Annotated in this window: 27 protein-coding genes; 16 read left to right on the top strand and 11 right to left on the bottom strand. The window is 35.1% G+C overall.

All coding sequences use genetic code 11. The features are described from left to right. The first annotated feature begins 370 nt into the window (after window positions 1–370). The 4 genes from ACIQX2_RS14950 to ACIQX2_RS14935 all read left to right on the top strand — a co-directional run bounded on the left by ACIQX2_RS14950 (window position 371) and on the right by ACIQX2_RS14935 (window position 6,708). On the top strand, window positions 371–2,113 hold the full coding sequence (locus ACIQX2_RS14950; RefSeq protein WP_402852056.1) for an ABC transporter ATP-binding protein: 1,743 nt from the start codon (window positions 371–373) through the stop codon (window positions 2,111–2,113). Further along, window positions 2,110–3,849 carry an ABC transporter ATP-binding protein gene (locus ACIQX2_RS14945; protein ID WP_402852053.1) on the top strand — a complete coding sequence of 580 codons (1,740 nt, stop codon included), beginning with the start codon at window positions 2,110–2,112 and terminating at the stop codon, window positions 3,847–3,849. Before ACIQX2_RS14950 ends, ACIQX2_RS14945 begins: the two co-directional genes overlap by 4 nt. A gap of 645 nt (window positions 3,850–4,494) precedes the next feature. After that, window positions 4,495–5,301 (top strand): DUF2935 domain-containing protein, encoded by an 807-nt coding sequence (locus ACIQX2_RS14940; protein WP_402852051.1) that lies wholly within the window; start codon window positions 4,495–4,497, stop codon window positions 5,299–5,301. A 150-nt stretch (window positions 5,302–5,451) separates the two neighbouring features. After that, window positions 5,452–6,708: an MFS transporter gene (locus ACIQX2_RS14935; RefSeq protein ID WP_402852048.1), complete on the top strand. Its 1,257-nt coding sequence runs from the start codon at window positions 5,452–5,454 to the stop codon at window positions 6,706–6,708. A gap of 80 nt (window positions 6,709–6,788) precedes the next feature. Here ACIQX2_RS14935 and ACIQX2_RS14930 read toward each other — a convergent pair whose 3' ends face one another. Further along, window positions 6,789–6,992 carry a YheE family protein gene (locus ACIQX2_RS14930; RefSeq protein WP_402852045.1) on the bottom strand — a complete coding sequence of 68 codons (204 nt, stop codon included), beginning with the start codon at window positions 6,990–6,992 and terminating at the stop codon, window positions 6,789–6,791. A 72-nt stretch (window positions 6,993–7,064) separates the two neighbouring features. Here ACIQX2_RS14930 and ACIQX2_RS14925 point away from each other — a divergent pair, with 72 nt between their 5' ends. The 4 genes from ACIQX2_RS14925 (at window position 7,065) to ACIQX2_RS14910 (ending at window position 9,635) form a co-directional block, all read left to right on the top strand. Beyond that, entirely contained in the window at window positions 7,065–7,454 is a 390-nt protein-coding gene (locus tag ACIQX2_RS14925) for a ferritin-like domain-containing protein (RefSeq protein ID WP_402852042.1), read from the top strand. 66 nt (window positions 7,455–7,520) lie between these two features. Continuing rightward, window positions 7,521–8,663 carry a DUF445 domain-containing protein gene (locus tag ACIQX2_RS14920; protein ID WP_402852039.1) on the top strand — a complete coding sequence of 381 codons (1,143 nt, stop codon included), beginning with the start codon at window positions 7,521–7,523 and terminating at the stop codon, window positions 8,661–8,663. Window positions 8,664–8,682: 19 nt separating this feature from the next. Beyond that, window positions 8,683–9,027 (top strand): YlbF family regulator, encoded by a 345-nt coding sequence (locus ACIQX2_RS14915; RefSeq protein WP_093062887.1) that lies wholly within the window; start codon window positions 8,683–8,685, stop codon window positions 9,025–9,027. 245 nt (window positions 9,028–9,272) lie between these two features. Further along, complete coding sequence (locus tag ACIQX2_RS14910; RefSeq protein ID WP_402852036.1) at window positions 9,273–9,635, top strand: VOC family protein; 363 nt, start codon at window positions 9,273–9,275, stop codon at window positions 9,633–9,635. A gap of 150 nt (window positions 9,636–9,785) precedes the next feature. Here the strand turns inward: ACIQX2_RS14910 and ACIQX2_RS14905 are convergent, their stop codons facing one another. Both ACIQX2_RS14905 and ACIQX2_RS14900 read right to left on the bottom strand, forming a co-directional pair. After that, a complete protein-coding gene (locus tag ACIQX2_RS14905; protein ID WP_402852033.1) occupies window positions 9,786–10,298 on the bottom strand; it encodes a hypothetical protein in 513 nt (170 codons plus the stop codon). Between the two features lie 112 nt (window positions 10,299–10,410). Continuing rightward, window positions 10,411–10,707: a hypothetical protein gene (locus tag ACIQX2_RS14900; RefSeq protein WP_402852031.1), complete on the bottom strand. Its 297-nt coding sequence runs from the start codon at window positions 10,705–10,707 to the stop codon at window positions 10,411–10,413. 380 nt (window positions 10,708–11,087) lie between these two features. Here ACIQX2_RS14900 and ACIQX2_RS14895 point away from each other — a divergent pair, with 380 nt between their 5' ends. Beyond that, the gene (locus tag ACIQX2_RS14895; RefSeq protein WP_402852028.1) at window positions 11,088–11,867 is read left to right on the top strand and encodes an enoyl-CoA hydratase; all 780 of its coding nucleotides are present in this window, start codon (window positions 11,088–11,090) and stop codon (window positions 11,865–11,867) included. Window positions 11,868–12,069: 202 nt separating this feature from the next. Beyond that, window positions 12,070–12,918: an MBL fold metallo-hydrolase gene (locus ACIQX2_RS14890; protein WP_402852025.1), complete on the top strand. Its 849-nt coding sequence runs from the start codon at window positions 12,070–12,072 to the stop codon at window positions 12,916–12,918. A gap of 104 nt (window positions 12,919–13,022) precedes the next feature. Here the strand turns inward: ACIQX2_RS14890 and ACIQX2_RS14885 are convergent, their stop codons facing one another. After that, window positions 13,023–13,208 (bottom strand): YhzD family protein, encoded by a 186-nt coding sequence (locus ACIQX2_RS14885; RefSeq protein ID WP_402852022.1) that lies wholly within the window; start codon window positions 13,206–13,208, stop codon window positions 13,023–13,025. 190 nt (window positions 13,209–13,398) lie between these two features. On the opposite strand from ACIQX2_RS14885, the gene ACIQX2_RS14880 reads away from it, so the two are divergent. The 3 genes from ACIQX2_RS14880 to yhaM are packed head-to-tail and all read left to right on the top strand — an operon-like array spanning window position 13,399 to window position 18,256. Then, a complete protein-coding gene (locus ACIQX2_RS14880) occupies window positions 13,399–14,610 on the top strand; it encodes a metallophosphoesterase family protein (protein WP_402852019.1) in 1,212 nt (403 codons plus the stop codon). Next, the gene (locus tag ACIQX2_RS14875) at window positions 14,607–17,321 is read left to right on the top strand and encodes an ATP-binding protein (protein WP_402852016.1); all 2,715 of its coding nucleotides are present in this window, start codon (window positions 14,607–14,609) and stop codon (window positions 17,319–17,321) included. The genes ACIQX2_RS14880 and ACIQX2_RS14875 overlap by 4 nt, the downstream gene beginning before the upstream one ends. Further along, a complete protein-coding gene (gene yhaM / locus ACIQX2_RS14870) occupies window positions 17,318–18,256 on the top strand; it encodes a 3'-5' exoribonuclease YhaM (protein WP_402852013.1) in 939 nt (312 codons plus the stop codon). The genes ACIQX2_RS14875 and yhaM overlap by 4 nt, the downstream gene beginning before the upstream one ends. A gap of 330 nt (window positions 18,257–18,586) precedes the next feature. Here yhaM and ACIQX2_RS14865 read toward each other — a convergent pair whose 3' ends face one another. Next, complete coding sequence (locus ACIQX2_RS14865; RefSeq protein ID WP_402852010.1) at window positions 18,587–19,537, bottom strand: peptidylprolyl isomerase; 951 nt, start codon at window positions 19,535–19,537, stop codon at window positions 18,587–18,589. A 139-nt stretch (window positions 19,538–19,676) separates the two neighbouring features. Between ACIQX2_RS14865 and ACIQX2_RS14860 the strand changes: the two genes are divergently transcribed. Continuing rightward, window positions 19,677–19,787 (top strand): YjcZ family sporulation protein, encoded by a 111-nt coding sequence (locus tag ACIQX2_RS14860; protein ID WP_402852007.1) that lies wholly within the window; start codon window positions 19,677–19,679, stop codon window positions 19,785–19,787. 116 nt (window positions 19,788–19,903) lie between these two features. Here ACIQX2_RS14860 and ACIQX2_RS14855 read toward each other — a convergent pair whose 3' ends face one another. The 6 genes from ACIQX2_RS14855 to ACIQX2_RS14830 all read right to left on the bottom strand — a co-directional run bounded on the left by ACIQX2_RS14855 (window position 19,904) and on the right by ACIQX2_RS14830 (window position 23,255). Continuing rightward, complete coding sequence (locus ACIQX2_RS14855; protein ID WP_090570160.1) at window positions 19,904–20,089, bottom strand: hypothetical protein; 186 nt, start codon at window positions 20,087–20,089, stop codon at window positions 19,904–19,906. Window positions 20,090–20,159: 70 nt separating this feature from the next. After that, window positions 20,160–20,705 (bottom strand): DUF3267 domain-containing protein, encoded by a 546-nt coding sequence (locus tag ACIQX2_RS14850; RefSeq protein WP_402852000.1) that lies wholly within the window; start codon window positions 20,703–20,705, stop codon window positions 20,160–20,162. A 112-nt stretch (window positions 20,706–20,817) separates the two neighbouring features. Further along, complete coding sequence (locus ACIQX2_RS14845; RefSeq protein ID WP_402851998.1) at window positions 20,818–21,354, bottom strand: HTH-type transcriptional regulator Hpr; 537 nt, start codon at window positions 21,352–21,354, stop codon at window positions 20,818–20,820. A 346-nt stretch (window positions 21,355–21,700) separates the two neighbouring features. Next, on the bottom strand, window positions 21,701–22,072 hold the full coding sequence (locus ACIQX2_RS14840; protein ID WP_402851995.1) for a YtxH domain-containing protein: 372 nt from the start codon (window positions 22,070–22,072) through the stop codon (window positions 21,701–21,703). 112 nt (window positions 22,073–22,184) lie between these two features. Continuing rightward, a complete protein-coding gene (locus ACIQX2_RS14835; RefSeq protein ID WP_402851992.1) occupies window positions 22,185–22,709 on the bottom strand; it encodes a tryptophan transporter in 525 nt (174 codons plus the stop codon). A 120-nt stretch (window positions 22,710–22,829) separates the two neighbouring features. After that, window positions 22,830–23,255 carry an HIT family protein gene (locus ACIQX2_RS14830; protein WP_402851990.1) on the bottom strand — a complete coding sequence of 142 codons (426 nt, stop codon included), beginning with the start codon at window positions 23,253–23,255 and terminating at the stop codon, window positions 22,830–22,832. A 122-nt stretch (window positions 23,256–23,377) separates the two neighbouring features. On the opposite strand from ACIQX2_RS14830, the gene ACIQX2_RS14825 reads away from it, so the two are divergent. Further along, on the top strand, window positions 23,378–24,127 hold the full coding sequence (locus ACIQX2_RS14825; RefSeq protein WP_402851987.1) for an ABC transporter ATP-binding protein: 750 nt from the start codon (window positions 23,378–23,380) through the stop codon (window positions 24,125–24,127). Beyond that, window positions 24,111–25,307, top strand: a complete 1,197-nt coding sequence (locus tag ACIQX2_RS14820) for an ABC transporter permease (protein WP_402851984.1) — start codon at window positions 24,111–24,113, stop codon at window positions 25,305–25,307. Before ACIQX2_RS14825 ends, ACIQX2_RS14820 begins: the two co-directional genes overlap by 17 nt. Window positions 25,308–25,323: the final 16 nt, after the last annotated feature.

Raw genomic sequence — 25,323 nt, 5'->3', positions numbered from 1 at the left:
TGACAATTAAATTTTCAGTATGCTACTGTTAATATACACAAAAAAATGGAAATGGAGGTATGACAAAATGATTCGTTTAAAAGACAAAGCTAATTACACAATAAGTTTTTCATACCTACCATTAGACCGGAAATGATTTAATAACAGACATTTACGTATTCGTATTGTATTGTCTACTATTAAAGCGCATTACCTCTAGATGGGTAATGCGCTTTTTTATGTCTTTTTATTTCCATATTTTGGTGCAAAAATTCAAAAAGGAGTGTTGGATATGAAAATTCAACGGAAAAAGCAAATTTTATTGAAGGAATCTCTTGAAGGTGGATAGCTAAGAAGTACAGTGTAGAAAGAAGAAAAGAGGGATTAGACAATGTTTTCTGTTTTATTTAAATTGAAATGGTTTTTTAAAGATCATTGGAAACGTTATACAGTTGCAGTTAGTATATTAATAATTGCTAGTGCATTTGAGGTTTTACCACCATGGTTAGTTGGTGAAGCAATCGATTCCATAACGACGGGTGTAATGACAAAAGAGTCGTTAATGCAATATGTTCTTTATTTTGTGGGAATAATTATTGTAGGTTATGCACTAAATTTTATTTGGCAATACCAATTATTTGGTGGCTCGATAACGATCGAGCGTATATTACGTTCGAAGTTAAACTTGAAATTTTTGAATATGACACCTACATTTTATGAAAAAAATCGTACGGGAGATTTGATGGCCCGTGCAACAAATGATTTAAATGCGGTAGCAACAACAGCAGGATTTGGAATTATGACATTGATCGATTCAACGATGTATATGGCAGCACTTATACTTGCGATGGGCTTTATCATTTCATGGAAGCTTACTTTTTTTGCAATATTACCAATACCTATTTTAGCATTTATCATGCAATATCTTGGGAAGATTATTCACGAAAAGTATATGGTTGCACAGGATGCATTTGGTGATTTAAATGACCGAGTTTTAGAATCAGTTGCTGGGGTTCGTGTTATTCGCGCTTATGTCCAGGAAAGAGCGGATGAACAAAAATTCGCTGATATGAGTGAAGAGGTTTATGAAAAAAATATGGTTGTGGAACGAATTGATGCCCTTTTCGGACCGATTACTAAAGTCGGAACTGGTATTAGTTATGTCGTTGCCTTAGGTTACGGATCTTATTTAGTATCAAAGGGTGAAATGACGGTTGGAAATTTAATCACTTTTAACGTCTACTTAGGTATGGCGATTTGGCCCATGTTTGCAATTGGTGAGCTTATCAATGTTATGCAGCGTGGAAATGCTTCGCTTGATCGAGTGCAAGAAACATTGGACTACGACCAGGATGTAAAAGATCCGACTTCACCGGTACATCTAAATAGTGTGGATTCCATTGGCTTCGAGGATGTTGGGTTCCAATACCCACTGTCTCAAGTAAAAAATCTGCAAAATATTCGAGTGAATCTGCAGAAAGGTCAAACCTTAGGAATTGTAGGGAAAACCGGTTCTGGAAAGACTACCTTTATGAAGCAATTATTAAAGGAATATCCAATTGGAGTGGGTCAGTTAACAATAGGAGATACGGCTATTTCCGCACAAACAAAAGATCAGGTACTTGAATGGATTGGTTATGTTCCACAGGACCATGTGCTGTTTTCTAGAACGATTCGCCAAAATATTCTATTTGGTAAAGAGGATGCAACGGAGGATGAGCTAGAAGAAGCAATTCGTTTAGCACATTTCCAGCAAGATCTAATGAATTTACCAATGGGCTTAGAAACGTTAGTTGGAGAAAAAGGGGTATCCTTATCTGGTGGTCAAAAACAACGTGTATCTATAGCACGAGCACTTATTAAGAACCCAGAAATTTTACTGTTAGATGATTCACTTTCAGCAGTAGACGCAAAAACAGAGGCTAAAATTATTGAAAATATTCAAAATGAACGTAGTGGAAAGACAACAATTATTACGACGCATCGATTATCAGGTATCCAGCATGCGGACCATATTATCGTATTAGATGAAGGTCTAATTGTAGAAGAAGGCTCTCATGAAGAACTTCTTGCACAAAATGGTTGGTACAAAGAGCAATATGATCGTCAACAGCTTGAGGGGGTGTCGTCATGAGTACAGGAAAACGACTCTACCATTATGCGTTAATTTATAAAAAACCAATTATTCTTGGCCTAATCTTTTTAACTATTGCAGTGTTTGCAGATTTAACTGGTCCATTCATTGCGAAGAAAATTATCGACGACCATATCACCGAAGGAGCTATTAATCTTCAGCCTATATTAATGCTGTTGGCAGTTTACTTCGGCTTAGCGATCGTAACAGCAGTGTTTAGATATTTTATGTTTATTAATTTACAGATTGGTGCAAACCGAGTTGTACAAAAGCTTCGAAATGATGTTTTTCAACATACGCAAACATTGCCAATACAGTATTTTGATAACTTACCTGCTGGAAAAGTTGTAGCACGTGTTACGAACGATACAGAAGCAATTCGTAACTTGTATGTGCAAGTACTATCTCAGTTTGCTACAAGTATTATTTCAATTGCAGGGGTTTACGTAGCTTTGTTCATCTTAAATGTACAAATGGCTGCAATGGCACTATTTGTTGTTCCAATTGTGTATGTGTGGATGATTGCTTATCGAAAATATGCATCCAAATATAATCATATTGTTCGTACAAAAATTGCTGATTTAAATGCCATGCTCAATGAATCCATTCAAGGGATGTCCATAATTCAAGCATTTAAACGCGAAAAGCAAATGGAACACGAATTTGAGGAGATGAATGAAGAACATTATCGCTATCAGAAAAAGTTATTAACATTAGACTCAGCAACTTCATTTAACTTAGTAAGTGTGCTCCGTACGATTATGTTTGTCATGTTCATCTGGTATTTTGGAAGCTTATCTCTAGAGCCAAATACAATTATTTCAGCAGGTATGCTCTATGCATTTGTTGACTACACGACTCGATTATTTAACCCAATCACAGGTATAGTTAACCAATTTTCGCAGTTGGAAAGATCCTTGGTTGCTGGACATCGAGTGTTCCAATTACTTGATGAATCAGGAGAAGAAGTAAAAGATGAACGTATGAAGCGTTATGAAGGAAATGTAGAATTTAAAGATGTATCCTTTGCATATAAAGCGGACGATTATGTATTGAAAAATTTGAATTTTGTAGCTAATAAAGGAGAGACAGTGGCACTTGTAGGTCATACTGGATCTGGTAAAAGCTCTATTATGAACCTGTTGTTCCGCTTCTATGATCCTTCTAAAGGGAAAATTCTAATAGATGGAACGGATATAACAACTTTACCAAGACAAACGATTCGAGAGCATATGGGCATTGTGTTGCAGGATCCTTATTTGTTCTCAGGAACGATTGAATCCAATGTAAGTTTAAACGATCCACGTATTTCACGAGAAAAAGTAGAGGCAGCTTTAGAGGCTGTTGGTGGAGAGCGTGTGTTAAAAAATCTAGAAAAAGGATTGGATGAACCGGTTATCGAGAAAGGGAGCACATTATCATCTGGACAAAGACAACTCGTATCTTTTGCTAGAGCTCTTGCATTTGATCCGGCGATATTAATTTTGGATGAAGCGACTTCTAATATTGATACAGAAACCGAAGAGATTATTCAGCATGCGATGGACGTATTGAAAAAAGGAAGAACTACATTTATTATTGCGCATCGTCTGTCTACAATTAAAAATGCAGACCGCATTTTAGTACTAGACCGTGGAGAAATTGTAGAAAGTGGAACTCACGATGAGTTATTACAGTTGCAAGGTCGTTATGAACAAATGTATAAGTTACAAGCAGGAGTGTCTCAGCATGTATAACACATGCGGGGATACTCCCTTTTTTTATGATGTTAATAAAAATGAGCAGTGAAAACAGAGTATTGGAAAATAAAAAAATAATACAACTGATTTCCGTTTCAGTTGGACGCTTTCCGCGGGCGAGGCCAATCCTCCTCAAGCCAATAGGAAGTTGGTCACGAAGGCGTGGCCACACGAGGCGTCGATCTAAGCCTTTGTTTCTATAAAATGCTCTCTGCGGTGTTTCGACTTACTCGCTTATCCCGCTAGAGTCGCCAACTTTCACAACAATCAACTTGGTAAAGTATTCCATATTTAGATTGGTCATAGCATACGGCTTAAAGACACTAATATTTAATCAAAATTTAGATATAATGTCGTCTTTTATACTACAGGTACTTGTTATATTGAGAATAAATGAAATGAATTTTCTTATAAAGAAAATATTGTTCAAATATAAAAGCTGAACTTTATGATCTCCGCTCTAGGCGACGACTCCAGCGGGAATAGCACGAGCGAGAGACTACAGGCTCGAGCCGTGCCCGCGGAAAGCGTTCGCCTAGAGCGGAGATCCCGCGTTGATTGATCTTCTTATTTAGCTTGGCTTGAAAATTTTTTTATAAAACGAATCATACAATGTAAGGAAGAAAACTTGGAGGTGGTTGGTTGGCGAATGAGTTTGTTGTAAGGTCATTGAATGAAATTGCATTTTGGTCAAGAATTATGAAGGAACATGCATTTTTTTTAAGCTTAGGATTTACTTTTAATGAGCAAAAGTTGATTGAAGAAGCACAACAGTACATTGCAATTTTCGAAAAAATTGAAGAGCAGTTAGCGGGTTACTCTGTGAATTCTGATCCACAGCAGGTCAAAGCTTTCAATACACATGTGTATCAAGCGGCAGTATCGATTTGGGCGTATAAACGAAAAGTTTTAGGACTCATCCTAAGATGCGAAATCAGAACGAACAATTTTCCATTATTAGTTGATCATACAAGTAGAGAGGCAGCTTATTTTGCTAAAAGGTTAAAAGAATTAAATGAAGGGAAGCTGCAGCCTTTACCAGAAGCAATCATTAAAGAAAATGTATTTTTCCTTAAAATTATGGCAGACCATGCTAAATTTATTGGTCATCTTTTGGACCCAAGTGAACGAAAATTAGTCGAACAGGCAAGAGAATTTAGCCACGATTTTGATCAATTATTATATCAGGCACTTGACTTGGAACATATGAAACCACAATCAGAGACTCCTCCACTGCTTGATCAATTTTTAGATCAAAATCGAGTATCTGTCGTTTCATTAAGAGACTTTAAGAAAACAGCACGCGATTTAATAGAGGCGTGTCGAATTAAGAGTAACATTCATCCACTATTAGCAGATCACACGTTCAGAGAAGCAGAACGTTTTATAGAAATTATTGATCTATTTGAGGAGAATCTTACTAACCAAACACCTTTAGCGGGCCAATAATCTAGTTTCTTTTAAGTCCTATTTACAAAATTAAGAGATAAGGTAAGGCTAAAATTCTATGATAGCAACGAATCAATAAAAATATTAGATTGAAATTTTACTTCGAAAATCATATATTTAGAGTACCGAAATAAAGAGAAGAGGTACTCTATGTTTATTTGGTTTGCTGATTGGAAAAAGAAGATATCCTCCTTTAATAGAAATGTGAAAATGTTTATGCTTGCGAATATACTCATTCAAATTGGAATGGGTGTATTTATGGTTATGTACAACCTATACATAAAAGAACTTGGTTTTCCTGAAACACTTAACGGTAAAATCATCTCTATGACGTCGCTCGCTTCTGCCCTAATGTTAGTGCCAGCAGGTTTTTTAAGTGACCGGTTAGGTAGGAAAAGAATCATAATCGTGGGGGCAATAGTTGCTGCTATTACTCTATTTTACAGAAGTTTAGTTACTGGAGAACAATCACTGATTTATGCAGCATTCTTTACAGGTTTATTTATGGCCTTAGTCCAGGTATCCGGCGTTCCCTTTTTAGCTGAAAATACAGATTCTAGTGAGCGTATGCACCTTTTTAGTATTCACTTTTCTTTAATGACCATTGCTAGTGTAGTGGGAAGTTTAGGGGGAGGGGTGTTAGCTGATGCCCTTCATGTAATTGGAGACATTCCTACGGTAGATTCCATTAAGTATGTGTTAATCATAGGAGCAATCATTTTTACATTGGGCTTGCTTCCTTTGTTCCAGCTTAAACCTGTGAAAGTTAAAGAAGATACAAATACCAAGGTTGAAGAAATTGAAACAAGTACACCGAAAGGTTTCCGCAATAATTTGAAGGTTATAATATTATTTGGTTTTGCAAATCTATTAATTGGAACTGGATCAGGGCTTGTCATTCCTTATTTGAATTTATATTTTTCTAATCGCTTTGATGCATCAAATACATATATTGGTCTCATATTGTCACTTGGCTCTGCAATGACCGCGGTAGCTATGTTGCTAGGACCTGCTTTAGTGAAAAGAGTTGGTAAAGTAAAGGCATTAGTAATTTTTCAACTGCTCTCAATTCCATTTTTATTCATCACGGGTTATACCAATTCTTTAATCATCGCTTCTATTGCTTTTTTAATGCGTCAGGCTTTGATGAATGCTGGGAATCCTATTCAAAGTGCAATTGCAATGGATCTCGTCCAGGATAAATATAAAGGACTTGCAAATTCGGTAAACCAAATGGTCTTCAATGTAGGCTGGGCAAGTACTGGAGCTATTTCTACAGGTCTTGTAGTAACATTTGGCTTCTACTGGGGATATGCTTATACGTTTACGATTACAGGAATACTTTATATTATTGCCTCTAGCTATTTCTATTTTGTGTTTGGACGAAAGAAGATTAGTAACAATTAAATATATATTTGTGGAAATAAAAAAGTGTATGGAAGTGAAGAAATCATTTCCATACAACTTGGCATATTCATATTAATACCTCAGTCATACACATGAAATAACATTAGCTCGTGTATCATTTTTTTCACTGTTTCTTCATCAGCTGGTGTTTCCCCGAGCCATTTTATCATGCCATCTGGTTCATATTCTGCAGTATATCTCTGCTGTTTATAAAAGAAAGAGACAGACCAACCTGGAAGTTGTTTGTTTTCATAGAGTGGTTTAAAGCTAAAATGTTGTAGCAAGAATATCAACCTTTCATGTGAGCGAATTTGTTCGCATACACTAGTATAAATGACTAGTGAAGGAGCATCGAATTGTTTAATGAGCAATTAAGGCAAGCCATACTTAATGAATATCATGATTATCATTTTTATCGTTCTATGTATAAATTGACTGATGATCCGTATTTGCAAGGTTTTATCGAACATATTTATGAGGATGAAAAAAGCCATTACGAAATGTTCCAACAACTCTATTATATGCTGACTGGTACATTTGTTCAAAACTTTCCGGAACCTCAATTATGTACAGATTTGAAGGACTGCATAAAAGATGCAATAAAGGATGAACTAGAGGCTGCCGAGGTTTATAAAGAAATGTTATTGTTAATACCAATCCAACAAGCATATGCACCGCTATTTGTTGCGATGCATGATGAGACCGAGCATGCAATACGTCTTTCTACTATGCTTCATTTTTTGTAAATTCTTTTAGTGTTTGCCTTTCCTCTGCTATAATAATTTAGAAGCTAGAGGAAAAAGGTGAAATTGATGGATTTTATATGGACAATCACATTTATGGCAGTGGTCGGAGCAGCGATTGGATCAATAACTAATCACTTTGCGATTAAAATGTTATTTAGACCACATGAGGCAAAATATATAGGCTCGTGGCGCATCCCGTTCACTCCAGGCTTAATCCCTAAAAGACGCGATGAGCTAGCAAGACAATTAGGGAACACTGTTATCCAACATTTGTTGACGCCTGATATCTTTAAGAAAAAGTATTTCAATGAAGAAATGAAAAATAAAGCAGCTCATTTCCTAACGGAGCAACTGAACGACAAAGTCTTTCAATCGGAAAAAACGATAAAAGATTGGTTGAAACTTGCTGGAATTGAAAACGTTCCAACTATTGTAAATGAAAAAATAGAAGACCAGGTGGATGTTCAATTTAGCCAATTAAAAGCTAGATTCGAACAGGAAACTATACGTCAGCTTGCACCAATCGATTGGCAACAAAGAGCTGATACCAAAGTTAGAGAAATTGTTTCGTATATTCTAGTTAAAGGTGAAGATTTCTTTGAATCAGAAGAAGGTAAGATGACCGTAAAAAATCTTATTGATGATTTCCTATCTACTAAAGGGACACTCGGCAATATGATTCAAATGTTCATGGGTGAATCATCATCACTTGCTGGAAAAGTTCAACCGGAAATACTAAAATTCCTAAGAGCACCTGGAACGAAAAATATGCTAGAAAAAATTGTACGAAACGAATGGGAGAAATTAAAGGACCGTCCACTTAATGAAATGATGGAAGGCTTTGACTTTGAGCCTATTGTTAAAAATGTAAAGGAATATTTGGCAGAACAATTGGCGATCGAAGAAAAATTGAATTATAGCTTCCTTCATTATTTTCCAGGAGCAACTGGATGGACAGCGTCATATCTTATACCTAAAGTGACGACGTTTGCATTCCAGGAAGCAGAAACAAAGCTGGAAGAAGTCTTGCGTAAAATGAAATTAGAAGATATGGTAAAAGAGCAAGTAGATACTTTTCCAGTATCTCGCTTAGAGGAAATTGTTCTTGGTATTTCGAAGAGAGAGTTCAAAATGATTACCATTTTAGGTGGTGTTCTTGGTGGACTTATCGGTATTATTCAAGGACTGATCGTATTCTTTACTACTTAAACTAAAGGGGCTAACTAACATGATTAACATTTATGATGACATTAACAAACTAGAAAAAACACTGCGCCAAACGGATGAATTCTCCAATGTAAAAACTGCAGTAGAATCTGTAAAAGCTGATGAACAAGCTCTAGCTTTATTCCAAAGTTTCCGTAAAGTTCAATTGTCTCTTCAAGAGAAGCAAATGAACGGGGAAGAAATTTCTGGAGAAGAGATTGAGTATGCACAAAAAACCGCTCAGTTAGCGCAAGGAAACGAAAAGATATTCCATATGCTTCAAGCAGAAATGGCCTTAAGCCAACTTATTGAAGAAGTAAATCGTGTCTTGATCAAGCCTGTTCAAGAACTTTATGAAGGTATCTAAGCAATAATTTAAAAGAACTTTTCCTATTTTAGGAGAGGTTCTTTTTTGTTTTTGGCTATGTTAATGTTAATGGTTGCTTTTGTATAGAAAATCGTTTTGGAGTAGCACTTCCAAGTTCATTTTTTCCTGTTTTTTTACTAAAGCACACCATTATTTCAAGAATAGATAAGTAAATTTTTTAAAAGAAAGGACTATCATTAAGCGATGTAGAATGTTTATAATAATACCAATAATAGGAGGATATTATGAAAAATCAGGTTTGTGTTATAAGCATTTACGTGCCAAATTTAAACAAAGCAATTGACTTTTATACGAATACTTTAGGTTTTGAATTAAACAAACAGTATGGTCCTAAGATTGCATCACTTGTACACGGTGAGTTACCAATTGTTTTAGAGGAGAAAGATAATGCAACCTACAATCAAGATGTTTCAGGTGTTGTTTTAGGGTTTCAAACTGAAGATATTTATGAAAAAGTTAAATTCTTAAAAGAGAAAGAAGTAAATTTTATTGTAGGTGAACCAACTAATTGCCCTCCCGGAAAATATATTAGTTTTAGAGACCCCTTCGGAAATATTTTAGAATACCTTCAATATGAAAATATGTAACAAGTATAATACTTGTTGGATATTTTGGTCTTTTTCAGCTAACCTGCTTCGTTAACATTTCACATTGGATTGTCGTCGTCATTTACTTGATGTTTAGACATGAGAATAGAGACCATCGAAATGATGGTCTGGTTTAACTAATGCACTCCGTTAGTTTAATAAGGACTTGTTTTTATCAAGTTCGCTAATAATTTCTTTAATTGTATCTATTACAATTTTTGGATTTTCCAAATGAATTGAATGCCCATCGTCAGTCTTAATTTGAATCGTATTATTTGTTAAATTAGAAAGTATATTTTGATGTTCTACCCAAGAAGCATCATTATTATTTGAACTTAAAACAGTTATTGGTAGTTCTTTATTTAATGGTTTTGAGTCTTTTAATTGAATGGCAGATTCTTCACTATATAAGAATTCTTTATATACTGCTTCGTATGTTTTTGGGTTATAACCAATATAGTTAACTAATTTTTGATAAGGTTCTGGTAAACTTTTTCTGCCAACTGGTTGTTTTAGTAGTCTAGGAATACCTAAGCTTGAAGTTATGTATCCCAATCTAAATAACCTCAAGTTTTTCCTATGGATGTTCTTACGCCCTTCATCCCATTCATTACTTAAATACCTTTTTTCGTGTACTGAATCAATTAAAATTAAAGCTGCCACTTTCTCCGGATATTTACTAGCAAACAATCGCATACGTACGGAGGTTTTACGTTTAATTTTTCTAACACTATTATTAAATCCTCAACTACGGTTTCACTTGTATATTTTCCTTTTACCGAGGAACTCCACCCGTATCCTGCCCTATCGAATGAAAAACCTTCGAAAATTTAGAAACCTGTGGTTGGATATAATACCAATCAATTGAACAACAACTTAATCCAGCATCTAATATTACTGTATATTTTGAATCAATGCTCCCAGAATGAATAGCATGAATTAATCTATCATTTATTTTTACTAGATTGCCCAATCCATTTACTTTATTTTTCTTATTAGAGTACATATTTACTAATGTTAATGGAAAGCAAAGGAAACTAAGTAAAGTTTTAATAACCTTTTCATTCTTCATATTACCTCTCCTCGTATCAATTAGAGATATGCTAGCATCTTTAATCATTGTTAAAATAAACTGTGACATTAGTTCAAGAAAAAAACTAACACCACCAGACTAGAAGTAATTTCCAACAATTTACATATAATAACTTATTCCACACAATCACAAAAATACCTTCATCTTCAACTAACCTGAGGCGTTGTTTAAGTGAACACTTTCATATTTATTTATTTTATAAAAATATCAAAAGCAAAATTGTATAGGGGTACCCATTTCTGTTACTCACAAGGCGTTATGTAGTTATATAAAAAAACCTTTTAAAGCAGGATATTAATAGCCCCATGACGAATCTAATAGAAGAATGAATGACTATTCACTTACAAAGGGGAATGTATATGTATAATACTTTATTTTTAGAAAAAGAAGGTCGTATTGCGACTTTAACATTGAATCGTCCAGAAGCAATGAACTCGATGAATGGAGTAATGATGAGAGAGTTGGCAGAAAGCCTTGAATCCCTACAATCAGACAGAACTGTTCAAGTGTTAGTTATTAAAGGAGAGGGGCGCGCATTTTCTGCTGGTGGAGATATTAAAGCGATGCTAGATAAAGAGAATCCTTTTGATATGGATGAGGCCATGACCTACCTTACTCGAATTGCTAAAGCTTTATATACGTTACCACAGATTACTATTGCATCCGTGCACGGGGCAGCAGCAGGTTTAGGATTTAGTATGGTATTAGGCTGCGATATTATCATTGCAGAAGAAAATAGTAAGCTTGCCATGAACTTTATCGGAATTGGGTTAGTTCCAGATGGAGGAGGCCATTTCTTTCTAAAAGAAAGAGTTGGAATTCCAAAAGCGAAACAGCTTATGTGGAGAGGACAGCTTTTCTCAGGAAAAGAAGCACAAAAAATCGGACTTGTGGATGAAGTTGCTTCAGATGGGTTAGGATCAGCAACTGCAGCATCCTATGCACAAAAACTTATCCAATCACCAATTGCTGCCATGATTGCATCAAAGGAAATCTTGCACGCAACAAAACTAGAGGAATTACAATTAGTTTTAGAAAAAGAAGCCGTAACACAATCCGCGATGCGAAAAACCGAAGATCATATTGAGGGTATTCAAGCATTTGTTGAAAAGCGGAAACCTGAGTTTAAAGGGAAATAAATTTTGAGTGATTTGAACCCAGTGTCCTTGGCGTAATACTCAATTTTAAAAAGTATATTTCAGATTTTCTTAGCAATAAAAGGAGGTACAAGTCCAATGGTAAAAAAATGAAAATGAGAAAATCTTAAATTATTTTATTAATTTTAGAATAAACATGGTTTTCTCTTTCGTAGAATTATGTTTAGAATAGAGGAGAGATAACATGTTAAATAAATTCAGTGATGATATTTATTATTTATCAAATCAAGATGAGAACGAACGACCAACATTAGGACTAGTATGTGGTGACCAATTTAGTCTAATAATAGATTCTGGTAATTCTACTCAGCATGCTAAAGACTTTTTACGAGAAATAGGAAAGTTAAATGTACCACCAATTAAATATATGGTTATCACCCATGCACATTGGGATCATTTCTTAGGAATGAATGAATTTGATGCAATTGTTATAACTAATAGTCAAACAAACGAAACGATAAAAGAATGGAATAGCTATTCTTTTGACGATAAATCACTCCAAAACTATGTGAATACTAATCAAATTAGTGCTATGTGTATGAAGATTATACAAACTGATATGCCAAACAGGGATAGTTTTAAGCTGAACTCTCCAGATATAGTCTTCGAAAATACATTAACTATTGATTTGGGTAATAAAATTTGTATACTTGAAAAAATCGACAGTACTCATACAGATGACTCCACAATCATTTATATTCCTGATGAAAAAATTGTTTTTTTAGGTGATTGTGCATATGGTACAACCACAGACTCTTTATTTCATTACAAGCAATCTAGGTTATTAAGTATGATTAAAGATATTCAAAAATATGATGCTGAAATGTTCTTACTTGGTCATGAAACTATTTGCGATTTGAATGAAATGGATATTTACTGGAAAGAGTTAACAACGGCTAGTGGAGTTGTAAAATCCACTTCATTAGAAAATGCTTTAGAGTGCTTTAAGGCAGAGAACAATAGGGAGCCAAATGATAATGAATTATTTTTCATAAAGGCATTTGTTAATGACCAAATGATTCAATCACGTTAATAATGAAATTCATAGTGTTCAATTAGGTGAAATCACCTATTGGAACTGGGAGGGAGAATAACAAAAAGGGACTTAGCCATCAAATGGTTTAAGTCCCTTTAATTCTATACATGAAATAATACTAGTTTTCCAGAGCTGTTTACTAAACGATGTGTTTTATTGGCAAAACCTTTTTCTCCAATAACTGCTTCCCCTTTTTGCTTTGCTTCCTCATCATTTTCATACTCCCAAGTTTCTTCTAAAATTAGTTCCCCTGTTGGTTCAAATGCAGTAAATTTGTATGCTTTCATCAATCAAACACCCCTTTATTATACTTATATATATTATACATAAAAATTATATTATTTTGAATGTAATCTCTAATCTAGTAAAAATGACAGCAAATAATAATATGATTTACTACCTGCATTTAGTTGTATACAGTCTTTCTATTATGGTAAAATTAGAACAAATATTCTATTTTCGAATGAGGTGTACTAAATGGCAAGAATACGTTTTCTACATGTGGCAGATTTACATTTAGACAGCCCCTTTAAAGGTATCTCCTCTATTCCTGAAAATCGATGGAAAGATATAAGGGAGAGTACTTTCCAAGCGTTTCAAAACATGATTAATTATGCAGTTGAAAGTAAACCGGACTTCGTTTTAATAGTCGGTGATATTTATGATGGGGAAAATCGTAGTCTTCGTGCTCAGCATTTATTTCAAAAAGGAATGGAAGCTCTGCATGAAGAAAATATTCCAGTGCTTATTTGCCATGGAAATCATGATCACTTAAGTGGTAATTGGGTTCGTTTTCAGCTACCTGAAAATGTTCATGTATTCGGTGAGAAAGTAGAAACTAAAACACTTATAATAAGCGAAGAAAAAGTAAATATAACAGGATTTAGTTACAAAGAGCGTCATATTTTAGAACCTATGTATAGCCATTATCCCATTGCAGAACACAATGAGATTCATATTGGGATGCTACATGGTAGTTTAGAAGGAAACAATGATCATGATGTGTATGCGCCATTTAGAAAAAATGATTTACTAGCAAAAGGCTATCAATATTGGGCGCTCGGTCATATACATAAACGCCAAATTATTCATTCAGACCCGCCAATTGTTTATCCAGGAAATACCCAAAGCAGGCATCGTAACGAAAGAGGCGTAAAAGGGTTTTATGAAGTATCGTTAGTTAACAATCAGGCAGAGCTTCAATTTGTCCCCTCAGCTGCTTTTATTTATGATGAGCTTTCGATAGAGTGTGCTGGGATGATTCACGCCAATGAATTAATTACACATCTTGAAAAGGAATTGATAAGCTATAGTCAAAAAGTAGGGAAAGCGATTATTGAGCTTACAATAAACGGAATAACGGAAGAAACGATTGAACTATTACAGTCGACTAATAAAGATGAATGGCTATTTTTGATTCAAGAGAGTCTAGAACAAGCAAACAACTTTTTAATAATTAAAGAATTACATATAGAATTTCCAATTGAGCAGAGCGCAGAAACTACTATGCTGCTATCTGCTTTAAATGAATGGGATACTTCGGGATGGAAGCATGCTTTAAAAGAGCTTTATCAGCATCCTAAAGGGAGTAGATATTTAAAGCCAATTGACCAGGACTTTATCGAGGAAGTGTTAACAGAAGCAGATTTGATAGTTTCAAAGGCTTTAGCGAGGGGGAGTAATAATTGAAGCTAACAAAACTGCATATATACGGCTTTGGGAAGCACGAGAATGTGGAAATTGATCTGATTAACGGTATCAATGTGCTCTTCGGTGAGAATGAAGCAGGAAAAACAACTATCCAACAATTTATTTTGCATATTTTATTTGGTTTTCCACAACGAAATTCTCCATTACTTCGCTATGAGCCTAAAAACAGTTCCACATACGGGGGGAGTGTCCAGATTTTCGACCATGAGAGCCAATCTATAACAATTGAACGAGTTAAAGGAAAGGCAAGCGGGGATGTTACGGTATACTTTCCTGACGGAAGCAGAGGAGGAGAAAGGGAGCTGACCAAAATTCTGCATGGGTACTCTCGGGCTGATTTTGAGGCAATTTTCTCTTTTTCATTGCTTCAGTTACAGGGCTTCGAGAAGATGACAGAAGAGGAGCTAACGAGAACATTATTATCCTCTGGAACGACTGGGATCGATACATTAGCAGTCGTCGAAAATCAATTTATAAAAGATATGGGCGAGCTATTTAAGCCAACTGGTAGAAAGCCTCTTATCAATCAAAAAATAGAAGAGCTACGTGAATTAGAGACTACCTATAAGCATCAGCTTGAGGAAGTAGAGAAATATGAACCTTCCATTAAACGTCTTAACGAGCTTGAAACAATTGTGGAGGAACTAGATCAACAAGAGAAAGAGATTTCTACACAGTTACAACGATATTTGGAATGGAAACAACTGAAACCATTGAAAGAAAAAGAAACTAAGTTAAATCAGGAGCTAGACTTAATAAAGCACCAGCTCTTCCCCTCAGATGGTATCCGTCGATTTGAATTAATAAAAGACAAATTGAATCGTAATGATGTAGAAATGGAGCAGTTGAAAAAAGAATTGGATTTGTTAACAATCCATGCAACTATCTTAACCCCACAGCAATTAGAAGAATTACAGTCCTTTCTAAATCGAGAAACAGAATGGCATCAGCTTCGTTCCAAACGAATACAAATAGAAGAGGAACAAAGTAAAACACTTCAGAACCAAATGCAACAGTTGGCATTAGTCGGAGTTGACTGGGAAAAAAGCTTGGCGCATATTGTCCAAGCAGATGTTTCAATCCAGCAAGAGGACAAACTAGTTACGATTCTTCAAACAGAAAGAAACTTGGAGCTCGAACTGCAACAGGAAAAACGATTATTACAAATGAAGGAACAGGATCTCCTTCAGCAACAACAAAGAGTGAGAGAGACCAAACGAGCAAATAAATCATCTGCTAACCAAAAAGCGAATGGGATAATGTACGCTATCATTGCAGCCATTGTCCTTGTTGGGATAATCATAGGCTTTACGCAATCGAATTGGATGGTTGCCCTTACAGCTATTGTCATTAGTGGAATTGTATATGCAGGCTTTACCCAGATGATGAAAACATGGCACCAATCGAATGATGTTCAAACATATGTCGATTTATTGAAAAAGGAACAGGAGTCATTACAACAAAATATTTCTATATTGAAGCAAGAAATAGGTGAGTTAGAAAGTAAGAAGACAGATATATCAAAACAAGTAAACGAGTTTTTAAATAGCTATCATATTAGTGAACAATTATCACCAAGTCTATTACCTGAATTATTTAAGCGTCTACGCATAATTCAGGAACAGCAAATAGAGCTTGACCAGATGGAAACTAAGCTTTATGAAGTCCGTATGCGAATACAGCAGTTGTTTAAACAAGCTGTGGAGAAAACTCCTAAAAATCTTTCTGAAGATATGCTGTTTCACCAATTGAGAGAGTTCTACCTAGATGAGAAGAAAAAATCTGAAGACGTGCAATATAAAGAGGCAAGAATTTACGAGCACCAAAATAAGCTTCATGAACTATTGTTACTTCAACATTCCTATACCGAACAAATCCAAATTTTGTTTCGTGAGGCAAATGTAGATATAGAAAGCGATTATTATTCAGCAAATTCTATCAATGAACAAAAAGTGGAGCTTGAAAAGGAACTACACCATATTCACATGCAGTTAGCTGGAAAACAAATAAATCTGAATGATTTTGATGATGTATTTGAGGACGAGTGTAAGGAAAAGCTAGTTCACTTACAAAAGCAAAGACATGATAATAATGAGGAAAAAGCATCACTGATCTATCAAACAAAGAAATTATTAGAAGATGAAGAGCAAAGCGAGCAATTACAATTACTCGAACAGAAAAAAACAGAACTACATGAACTCGTGAAAAAATGGGCTGCTCAAAAAGCAATTGTGGAATCAATTAAGCAGATCATGAAACAGTTAAAAGAAGAGCGACTTCCAGAAGTATTAGAAAGTGCCCAGCATTATTTTAAGCTGCTTACAAACAATTCATATGAACAAATGATACTATCTCCAGAGGGAAGCTTTGAAGCTGTTAAAACGACTGGACAGCGATTTAAAATAGCGGAGCTAAGCCAAGCAACAAAAGAGCAGGCTTATATTTCCTTGAGACTTGCACTTGCTGTTTCTTTGCAAAGCAAAGCGCCATTTCCAATTATCCTGGATGATCCATTTGTACATTTCGATCGTGTCAGACTTAAACAAGTGGTACAATTAATGGCAGAGTTACAAAAAGAACACCAACTTTTGTATTTTACCTGTCATGACAATATGCAATATGTATGGGAAGATGCATCAGTCATTCAAGTGACGACATTATTACCGAGAAAGGTAGGGGTTGTGAAATGAAAGGCATTACACAATTACGAGTAGGGGATCCAGTTGATCATTACTTACTGATAAAACAATCAACAAAAGGTGTAACAACCGTTGGAAAACCATTTATGTCACTATTATTACAAGATAAGAGCGGAGATATTGAAGCAAAACTTTGGGATACAAATGAGGAGCATGAAAAACTTTATGCTGCTAGTCAAATTGTTCGCGTAGGAGGGGAAATTCAGGATTACCGCGGAAAGTTCCAACTACGTGTAAAAAGTATTCGACCGGTAAAATCAGAAGAGCCTATCTCGATTAATGACTTAGTTCCATCCTCAGCCAAACCAAAAGAAGAGTTGATGGAAGAGCTTTTGCAATACTTCTTTGAGATGAAAAATCCATTAATTCAACGAATTACAAGACACTTAATGAAAAAACATCAGACAGCATTTATGACATACCCGGCAGCAACTAAAAACCATCATGATTATGCCTCTGGGCTTATCGATCATGTGGTGTCGATGTTAAAGCTAGGAAAAGCGCTATGTGAACTGTATCCAACGATCAACAAGGACCTTTTATACGCTGGCATCATTTTACATGATATAGGGAAGGTTATAGAGCTTTCAGGACCTGTTGCAACAACTTACACAATTGAAGGAAATTTACTTGGACATATTACGATCATGGTCAATGAAATTTCTAAAGCAGCTGAAGAGTTGGAAATTGAAGGGGAAGAGGTCATGCTTCTTCAGCATATGGTACTATCCCATCATGGAAAAGAAGAATGGGGTAGCCCGAAACGTCCTGCACTCCGGGAGGCAGAGATGCTGCATTATATCGATAATATAGATGCAAAAATGAATATGCTAAATCGTGCATTAGATAAAACAAACCCAGGTGAATTCTCCGAGCGATTATTCCCATTGGAAAACCGTTCATTTTATAAGCCTACCTTTGAATAAGAAAAAAATCGTAAAGGCATTTGGCCTTTACGATTTTTTTATGATCAAGAAAGTATATAAAAACGAAATAGCGAACGAAATAGTATCTTCGAGAGCTTCCTTTATAACTAGGAGAGTATGGTCGTGACGTTAGTCACGATCAACCTCTCCTAAAAAAATTAATGGTAATCATATAGCATCAAGTCTGTCCAAAGCCCTTCGAAAACGATAGAAACTGGTTTAACTTCTTATGGACGCTTACGCTTATCACCGACTTTTTTATTTATAAGGCTTAGCAAATAAAAAAGTTGGCCGTGACCGAAGTCAGGCCAACCATTATGCTTGTCTTACTTACTTTTCATCCTCAGTTGCTTCTTTATCTGTTTCTGTACCTTCTTTAGCCTCAGCATCTTTAGCAGGTGCTTTTGTTTCAGCTGCTGTTAAAAATTGATCTAGAGATGTTTTTAGATCTTCATCTTTGATGTCGATATCAGCATCTTTCATCATTTTAGCTACTTTTGGTAACAATGCAGATTGATCAGCTTTGTCTAACTTCAATTGTTTTTCAATTTCAGCTTTTTTATCTTCATATGATTCTTTAATTGTACGTTTATCCGTTACTTCGATAATGTGGTAACCAAAGTTTGATTTTACTGGATCAGATATTACATTTTTCTCTAAACCAAAAGCTACTTCTTCAAATTCAGCAACCATTTGACCTTTACCAAACCAGCCGAGTTCTCCACCAGTTGATTGGGCTGCTTCTTCCGTAGAGTATTCTTTTGCAACTTCTGCAAAGTCTTTACCAGACTCTAACTCAGCTTTTACTTTCTTCGCCGTTGCTTCGTCTTCTACCAATACGTGACGAGCATTAATTTCATTTTTGATATTTTCATATTCAGCTTTAATTTCTTCTTCTGATACTTCAATATCCTCTATTAAAGCTTTTTCTTGCAATAGGTTTAGTTCTAAGTATTTTTTGTATGACTCTTCTGTATAGCCTTGTTGAGCGATCATCGCTTCAAAGTTCTCGCCTAACTGAGCTTTATCAGCTTCTAGTTGGCTGTTTACTTCCTCTTTCGTTACTTCGTACTTATTTGAAAGTACTTTTTCAATCATTAGCAATTGGAATGCTTGGTCGCCGATGGATGATTTCATCTCTTCGTACAAATCATTCTGTGTAATGTCTCCAACTTTTGATGTTGCAATTACCTCACTGTTATCTGCTGCTGAATCACCACTACAAGCTCCTAGTGCAAGAACAGATGCTGCAAGCGTTAGTGTTAATACTGTTTTTTTCATGAAATATTCTCTCCTAACTTCTTTGTGTTGCCAGTTGTAACTATAACATAAACGAAATAAAAACAAAAATAGTTCCCTTCATTAGCCTACCAAATATTTAAAATAGCGCATAGGATACATGGAAAAGGAGGTGTTTTAAATGAGCGGACAATATAACGGCGGCGGTGGATATAACAATGGCTCTGGTTTTGCTTTGATCGTAGTTTTATTTATTTTGTTGATCATTGTGGGCGCAGCGTTTATCTACTAATTTTAAAAGAGAAACTAAGATTGCTTAAAAACGATCTTAGTTTCCTTCAGATGGTAGTGCGAAAAAAAGAAATGACCCTAAATCATCAAATATGATTTGGGTCCACTTTTTTTCTCTTAAACTGCATAAACGAGCTCAACGTAAAAGGAAACAAGAAGAATCGTGATCAAAATATTGATTGTACGAAAAATCTTTGGATGTTTCTCTTCCGGAATTTCTTTTGACATTACTAAAGCATATGTCATTCGGTTAATTTGTAGCAAATAAAATGCTGAGAATAGAACTAACGTGAATATAATCATGTCTAGACTCCCTTCATATCCTTATTTAGCATAACAAACAATGAGGGGGATATACAAGTGTTACATATTGTTAATAGTTTGGTTCCACTATTAAAATCTCGTACCCAGCGTCTGTTTCTTCGATATAGGCTGACTTTGGTGACTTATTTAAATTCTTCACATAGATTAAATCGATTAAACAAATGCCACAATGATAGGCAAATAACATTGTGAAGTAGTGAGCGAAATTAGGAATTGCAAAAGCACCGATAATAAGTAATACATTAACAAATATAAAAGGAGATATTAAGATAAATAGAAATCTACGCTTTTGAATTGGTTCTATTATACGTAAATGCAAAATAGGGATAAATCTAAATTGGTTAACGACGATGAACTTTATTTTATCTCTATGGCTAAACATTGGGATAAAGTGACATAATTTATGAAGAGGATAAACACCTAAAAATGCGATTAAGAATATCCAAAAGTAATCATCCGATTTATGCTCATTATTAATAATTCCTAATAAGGCATATGCAAATGAAAAAACTAATATAACTACTAAAGAGGATAGTATAAACAATCTCTCTAAACCATATTGTTTTCTCACGTTTATTGTTTTCCAGCAGTGCACGGTATGCAACTCCTATATATTAATTTGATATTAGATACATAAGATAATCCTTTTTTTACTAAAAAGCAACTACTTTAATGTAAAGAATTATTAACCGCTTTCAAATGCAGTATTATTCATCTTTGAAGCTAAATGTATCTTCGATGTTTTTTAAAGATCTTTCAAAAATATCCATGAAATCATCCCCATAAATATTGCGAATAACAGCCGCTACATCCATGAAATCTGGAAATTTTCCATATAGCTCTTTTATAGGAAGAGATCCTTCGAGCACAGCATGTGGAGAGTCGTGATAATTTTCATACATTCCTTCTAACAGTACTTTTCCTTTTTTGGTTACATCCACATATGTATTACGCTTATCGTCATCCCGTTTAGAAAAAGAAAGTAGACCTCGTTCCTCTAATTTTTTCGAAAAATTAAATGCTGTAGAAACATGCATTACACCAAATTTTGCTATATCAGAAATAGTTGCACCCTGTAGATGGTATGATATCCATAAAATATGATGTTCATTTATATTCAAGTCAAAAGGTTTTATCCATGTTTGCCAATCTTTTTCTACTGCTTTCCAAAGTGCTTTAGATAGTTGAGCTATTCGCTGACTGTAAAGCATTGCTTCTTTCATCGTATAAAATTGATCTGCCATATAAACACTGCTTTCTGTATTTATTTTCTTTCAAACATTATAGCAAGAAAGTATGTAAGTGAATATAGGTTAAAAAAATATTATTATACTTATAATGAATTGTCGGTATAGAAGATTTAAAATGACCTTTACATAATCAATTCCAAAAAGCATATTACATAGGGAAACTGAACAACGCTGATTTCCGCTGGAGTCGCCGCCTGCCTCTTCACTCAACAGGAATAACCTTAAAAACGAATAAAAAGTTAAGTGAACAATCGTGTTTTAAAATAATTAAGTAATTATGAAATTAACTCACATAAAAAAATATATCCCGATAGTGATGGGATATATTCTTTCATTGGTATTAAACTGTTGCTTCATTTTTCTTTGGCAATTTACTTTCAAGTTCTGCCATTGCCTCTTGAATAGATGAAATTTCTTGCTGAAGATGTGCTTGTAGAGGGGCAGTTTCCGTTTTCCATTGGGCAATACTAGATTTAATATCTTCAATTGTACTTGGAACAACTTCTTTAGATGAATTTGTTAAGTTGTTTATCGCTTGTTTCACATCCGCTAGCTGAAGCTTTACATCTGAAAGCTTATCTCGAAAATCATTGGAAGTTGACTTCAAGGAAGATCGAACTTCCGAACCTGATCTTGGAGTGGTCATAAGTACAGTTGAAGCCCCCACTAGTAAACCCGTTGCAATACCGTAAAATAATGGTGCTAGTTTCATAATAATTCACTCCTTTGCTTGTATGTATTATTCCTTACCTTATGATAATTAAAACATATTATTTTATACAAAAAAAGCTTTCCTCCGAAAAGGAAAGCAAATAGTTTATATTTTATGCTGTAAGTGCAGTGTCAAAATTAGTACGCTTGATCAATTTTCCGATAATCGGATAAATGATGAAGAATGCAATTGCATTAATGACTATAGCTGGAAGTACAACTAGAACAAATAACTCTTGGAAAATAGCACCTGCACCAAAAACAAAAATAGCAGTGGATAGAAAAACTGTACCAGATACAAGTGTACCGATTCCTGTAAGTACTACCCCGATTGCAACTTTATTGGCTAATTTGTTTAGCAATAAGACAAGTCCTAGAAAAACAAATGCTGTCACTGCTTTATCAATGATATTAGGAATGAATCCTCCTGGAAAAGTAGAAAACAGTCCAGAAATAACTCCTGTTGAAATGCCAAGTAAGAAAGTACTTTTAACATTCGGGAACAACAGAATTCCTATGAACATCATCGTCAGCATGAAATCTGGTTTCATCCCACCATTAATTCCAGGGATAATAATGTAAAGCACTGCGCCGACCCCTACTAATAAGGCCATCAAGACTAAATTCTTTGTATTCATTTTCTCATCTCTCCTCAACTTTTCTAAGCTCTGTTTGTTGGTTTCCTCTAACGTATCCTCGTGATCGTTAGCAAGAATCTTATCTATGATTGTACGTGCTCTGTGTATCAAAAGCAAGAATTACTTCTTCAATTTTTCATATAATTCTCCTGCTAAATTTTGAATGACCTCCGGAGTATAGATTTTCTCCTTCGTGATCCAAGTTGCGCGGAAGCCGTCCGTTTGATCATAGCGTGGGATGAAGTGTAAATGGAAATGGAACACGCTTTGTCCAGCTGGTGCCCCATTATTATTTAATAGGTTCATGCCTACTGGACCAAAGCTTTCTTTCAGTGCACTAGCGATTTTTGGGACAACTTTAAATAAGTTACTTGCTTCCTCTTCAGAAAGATCATAAACGTTCTCTTTGTGATTTTTTGGAATAATTAGCGTGTGACCTTTTGTTAATGGCATTATATCCATAAAAGCATACACGTACTCATCTTCATAGATTTTCGCACTCGGGATAGAACCATCAATTATTTTACAAAAAATACATTCACTCATCATATACCCTCCATATTCATCGTTATGAAAAGTTTAACATATAATAGGACAGGCCGTGGAAAGATAGAGGATTTTTTGAAATTATTTTGGTAAACTTATGAATAAGAAGTGAGGTGCGTAAGATGACTGTATTAGAAGTCAAAGACGTGACAGGCGGCTATACTAGAAAGCCTGTGTTGCATGATTTAAACTTTTCGATTGAAAAGGGAGAACTAGTAGGGTTAATCGGGTTGAATGGTGCTGGTAAAAGTACGACCATCAAGCATATCATTGGGACAATGAACGCTTTAAAGGGTGAAATTCTACTTAATGGTAAAACGTTGAAAGAGGATCCAGCACAATATCGTACATCATTTTCCTATATCCCTGAAACGCCAGTGCTATATGATGAATTGACATTAAAGGAACATCTACAGCTTACAGCTATGGCCTACAATCTAGATGAATCTGTTTTTGAAGCGAGAAAAGAGGCTCTTCTAAAAGAGTTTCGTATGGAAAAAAGGTTAAATTGGTTTCCGGCTCATTTTTCTAAAGGAATGAGACAAAAGGTTATGATTATGTGTGCGTTTCTAGTGAATCCAGCATTATTCATTATCGATGAACCATTTGTTGGACTTGATCCATTAGGAATTCAATCATTACTGGATCAGATGAAATCAAGAAAAGATGAGGGAGCATCCGTATTAATGTCGACTCATATTTTGACTACTGCTGAAAAATACTGCGATCGTATATTGCTCTTGCATAATGGGAAAATTCGCGCTCAGGGGACAATGGATGATCTACGGGCTGCATTTCAAATGCCTGATGCAACGTTGGATGATCTTTACATCGAAATGACGAAGGAACAGCAAAATGAACAATTTGCGTGAAGTATGGAGTAAACGGTTTTTATTTTATATAAATGAATTGCAAAAATACTTGAAGTATATTATTTCTGGGCATATCGCAATTGTTATTGTATTCGTAATTGGTGCTGCAGGGTATACGTATAGTGAATGGCTAAATACAGCTCCAAAGGATTTTCCCGCCTTTTTAGTTGTGTCCTTCATTGTGAGTATTTTAATAGCGCTTAGTACGCCAGTTACGTTAATGAAAAAAGCGGATAGTGTTTACTTTCTCCCTTTAGAAACAAAACTAGGTGAATATCTGAAGCTCGCTCTTTCTTGGACATTCTTTTCATCCATTATTGTACCGTTGGCAGCTTTAGTTGTATCAATACCACTGTTAACAAGAATAGCAGGATCCACCTCAGGGGAAATTTTATATTTCTTTGTTGCAATCCTTATATGGAAGTATTGGAGCATACAAACAGAGTTCCAATATCGCTGGGCATCCAATGGTAAAAACGTTTGGATAGATTATTTCATGCGAATGATTTTATTATTCGCGGGATTATATTTCTTGTTGAGCGGTTACTATTTCTTTTTATTAGCAATCGTCATTATTCAAGTGCTGTATTTAATAGCTTGGAAGAAGAAGAAAACAGAAGTACCGTTTCCTTTTGATCATTTCATCGAAGTGGAACAGGCGCGTATGATGCGTTTTTATCGTTTTGCCAATTATTTTACGGATGTACCCCATATTCAAGGTATGACAAAGCGAAGAAAATGGCTTGATGTTCTGTACAAACTAGCACCTTATGAACAAAAAAATACACAGTTTTATTTAGTTTTACGTACATTTATCCGCACAAATGATTATTTCTATTTGTGGGTTCGTCTCACGGCGCTTGCGATGGTCGGGGCTATATTCATCCCGTTTCCAATCGTTGCAATTATATTTACAAGTGCACTTTCATTTGCAACGGTCATACAGCTACGTCAATCCTTATCTACTGGCGAAGAATTCCGAATGGATTTATTGTTTCCTATTAATGAAGGAACACGGAAAAAAGCTGTTGATAAATTGATCAGAGTGATTCAACTAATTCAAGCAGTTTTCGTGTTAATTGTAATTTTAGTACAAGCAGGATTCAAAATGGAGTTGCTCGTTATACCACTAGTGATGATAATTATTTCTGAATTGACTTTACGAATTAGTAAAATATGAACAAAAGAAGAGGAAG

This window comes from Psychrobacillus sp. NPDC096623, from assembly GCF_044762655.1.
Lineage (GTDB): Bacteria > Bacillota > Bacilli > Bacillales_A > Planococcaceae > Psychrobacillus.
The sequence above is the reverse complement of the archived record's forward strand: the minus strand, read 5'-3'. Positions and strand labels throughout refer to the sequence as shown.

Bases quoted from the DNA above. Each gene is read 5' to 3' on its own strand.
- ACIQX2_RS14820 (WP_402851984.1), top strand. From the start codon at position 24,111: ATGAACAATTTGCGTGAAGTATGGAGTAAACGGTTTTTATTTTATATA.
- ACIQX2_RS14845 (WP_402851998.1), bottom strand. From the start codon at position 21,354: ATGGCAGATCAATTTTATACGATGAAAGAAGCAATGCTTTACAGTCAG.
- ACIQX2_RS14920 (WP_402852039.1), top strand. From the start codon at position 7,521: ATGGATTTTATATGGACAATCACATTTATGGCAGTGGTCGGAGCAGCG.
- ACIQX2_RS14830 (WP_402851990.1), bottom strand. From the start codon at position 23,255: ATGAGTGAATGTATTTTTTGTAAAATAATTGATGGTTCTATCCCGAGT.
- ACIQX2_RS14835 (WP_402851992.1), bottom strand. From the start codon at position 22,709: ATGAATACAAAGAATTTAGTCTTGATGGCCTTATTAGTAGGGGTCGGC.
- yhaM (WP_402852013.1), top strand. From the start codon at position 17,318: ATGAAAGGCATTACACAATTACGAGTAGGGGATCCAGTTGATCATTAC.
- ACIQX2_RS14825 (WP_402851987.1), top strand. From the start codon at position 23,378: ATGACTGTATTAGAAGTCAAAGACGTGACAGGCGGCTATACTAGAAAG.
- ACIQX2_RS14935 (WP_402852048.1), top strand. From the start codon at position 5,452: ATGTTTATTTGGTTTGCTGATTGGAAAAAGAAGATATCCTCCTTTAAT.
- ACIQX2_RS14840 (WP_402851995.1), bottom strand. From the start codon at position 22,072: ATGAAACTAGCACCATTATTTTACGGTATTGCAACGGGTTTACTAGTG.
- ACIQX2_RS14915 (WP_093062887.1), top strand. From the start codon at position 8,683: ATGATTAACATTTATGATGACATTAACAAACTAGAAAAAACACTGCGC.
- ACIQX2_RS14890 (WP_402852025.1), top strand. From the start codon at position 12,070: ATGTTAAATAAATTCAGTGATGATATTTATTATTTATCAAATCAAGAT.
- ACIQX2_RS14865 (WP_402852010.1), bottom strand. From the start codon at position 19,537: ATGAAAAAAACAGTATTAACACTAACGCTTGCAGCATCTGTTCTTGCA.
- ACIQX2_RS14895 (WP_402852028.1), top strand. From the start codon at position 11,088: ATGTATAATACTTTATTTTTAGAAAAAGAAGGTCGTATTGCGACTTTA.
- ACIQX2_RS14885 (WP_402852022.1), bottom strand. From the start codon at position 13,208: ATGAAAGCATACAAATTTACTGCATTTGAACCAACAGGGGAACTAATT.
- ACIQX2_RS14910 (WP_402852036.1), top strand. From the start codon at position 9,273: ATGAAAAATCAGGTTTGTGTTATAAGCATTTACGTGCCAAATTTAAAC.
- ACIQX2_RS14860 (WP_402852007.1), top strand. From the start codon at position 19,677: ATGAGCGGACAATATAACGGCGGCGGTGGATATAACAATGGCTCTGGT.
- ACIQX2_RS14880 (WP_402852019.1), top strand. From the start codon at position 13,399: ATGGCAAGAATACGTTTTCTACATGTGGCAGATTTACATTTAGACAGC.
- ACIQX2_RS14855 (WP_090570160.1), bottom strand. From the start codon at position 20,089: ATGATTATATTCACGTTAGTTCTATTCTCAGCATTTTATTTGCTACAA.
- ACIQX2_RS14900 (WP_402852031.1), bottom strand. From the start codon at position 10,707: ATGAAGAATGAAAAGGTTATTAAAACTTTACTTAGTTTCCTTTGCTTT.
- ACIQX2_RS14945 (WP_402852053.1), top strand. From the start codon at position 2,110: ATGAGTACAGGAAAACGACTCTACCATTATGCGTTAATTTATAAAAAA.
- ACIQX2_RS14950 (WP_402852056.1), top strand. From the start codon at position 371: ATGTTTTCTGTTTTATTTAAATTGAAATGGTTTTTTAAAGATCATTGG.